Annotated in this window: 1 protein-coding gene and 1 pseudogene; one reads left to right on the forward strand and one right to left on the reverse strand. The window is 70.9% G+C overall.

Going from position 1 to position 1,904, the window contains the following annotated elements:
• On the reverse strand, positions 1–1,143 hold a 1,143-nt coding region (locus tag AC1D12_RS32205), incomplete at its 3' end, for a ComEC/Rec2 family competence protein (RefSeq protein ID WP_477845222.1).
• Between the two features lie 323 nt (positions 1,144–1,466).
• Between AC1D12_RS32205 and AC1D12_RS32210 the strand changes: the two are divergent.
• A pseudogene (locus AC1D12_RS32210) lies at positions 1,467–1,904 on the forward strand (XopAJ/AvrRxo1 family type III secretion system effector zeta toxin); the annotation flags it as partial.

Here is a 1,904-nt window from a genome sequence, read left to right on the forward strand (position 1 = left end):
CATCAGCAGCCCGACAGCCATGAACGACAGCCAGAAGCCCGGCTGCAGCAGCGCCCAGGGATCGCAGGCGCTGACGACCACGGCGGCGGCCAGCAGCACCAGCGGCCACGGCCAGCGGCGCGCACCGGCCTGCAGCAGCGTGACGACCGCGAGCATCCACACGGTGCGCTGCGCCGGCACGCCCCAGCCGGCGAACAGCGCATAGCCCATCGCCGCCGCGAGGCCGATCCAGCGCGCAGCCAGCGGCGCCGGCAGCCACAGCATCGCGCGCGCCGAGCGCCGCCACAGCGCGCCGGCCAGCCGTGCGGCGAGCCACGCGAACATCGTGATGTGCAGGCCGCTGATGCTGACGAGGTGGGCGATGCCGGTGGTGCGGAACAGCTGCCAGTCGGCGCGCGCTATCGCGGACTGGTCGCCGACCGCCAGCGCGGCCAGCACGCCGGCCGCCTGCGGATCGCCGACCTGCGCATACAGCCGGTCGCGCACGCGCTGGCGCAGGCGCTCGATCGGGTGAGCGGCGGCGGGGTCGAGCAGCTCGGCGTGGCCGTCGAGCACGTAGCCGGTGGCGCGCACGCCTTGCTCGAACAGCATCAGCTCGATGTCGAAGCCGCCCGGGTTGACGCTGCCGTGCGGCTGGCGCAGGCGGGTGGTGAAGCGCCAGGCCTGGCCGGCGCGCAGCTGCGATTGTTCGGCGTTCAGCGGGCCATCATCGTGCCAGCCCTTGTACCAGCCGAGCGAGACGAGCGGTGGCACGGCCACCGGCTCGCCGCGCCGGCGCGCGTCGTCGACCTCGAAGCGGAACTGCAGCCCGGACGGGGTGTGGTCGGGCAGGCTCGCGACAGTGCCGGTGAGGACGAGGTCGTCGCCTTCGAGCGCGGCGGGCAGCGCATCGGCCAGGCGCAACGCGGCGCGCAGGTCGGAAGCGGCAAATCCCGCAACCGATGCGGCGATCGATGCGGCCAGCACGCCGAGCAGTGCGCCGCGGCGCCAGCGCCAGGCGAGCATCGTGCAGGAGAGGCAGGCCACGAGCAGCAGCGCCGTGCCCCAGGCCGGCTGGACAGCCTGCTGCTGGAGCTGCCATGCGACGCCCAGCAGCCATGCGACCGTGATCCCCGCAAGGTACAGCCCGCCTTGTCTGTGCATCGGGCCAGTGTAGAGGCCCGCGGCGTGGCTTCAGCCTGCGAACACGCGCGCCGCCAGCGCGTCGTTGCGCGAAACAGGCGCGGTCTTCGCGTATCGGAGCCTGGCGGCGTGCCAAGCCAGACAAAGTCGTTCCACACGAGGTCGATCAAACTGCTCAACACCCGCACGCCATGACACCCAGCATCACCGGTCGATCCATCCCATCGCGCCCACCCACCTCCACGCCGCAGTCGGGCACTGCGTCGCCGACGAGGGCAATGTCGCAACCGCGGGAAGGCTCGTCTGCATTGAAGGCAGCCCCTGAGAGCGCAGGACGCAGGAACATGTCGCCGGTACGCGCGGCATCTCCGCTGCGCCAGACCTCGTCTCCGAAGCTGGCGGCCCTGCCCGGCTCCGGGACCGGCGCTTCGGCCAGGACTTCCGACGAGATGTTCACGGTCGGCGCACTCCCGCCGTTTGGCCCCGCGCGGTGGAAATTTCTCGACGATCCCAACAACTGGCGCCCCGAACGCCGGCAGTTGCATGACAAGCTGATCGACGACTCTGTCAAGAAGGCGTCGGTCTTCGCGGAAGCCATCGAACGATCCGGTCGCGAGCCGACCCTGTTCGCCTTGCGCGGCAACACAGCCTCTGGAAAGACCCGGATGGCCAACTCCGCCGTGCCTGTCCTTGCCGACGCGATCAAGCAGAGTGAGGGGGGATGCATCAATCCCGATCTCTTCAAGGTGAGGCTGGGCAAGGTGCCCGGCCAGCCCGAACTG

The organism is Rhizobacter sp. P1_G5 (genome assembly GCF_056405435.1).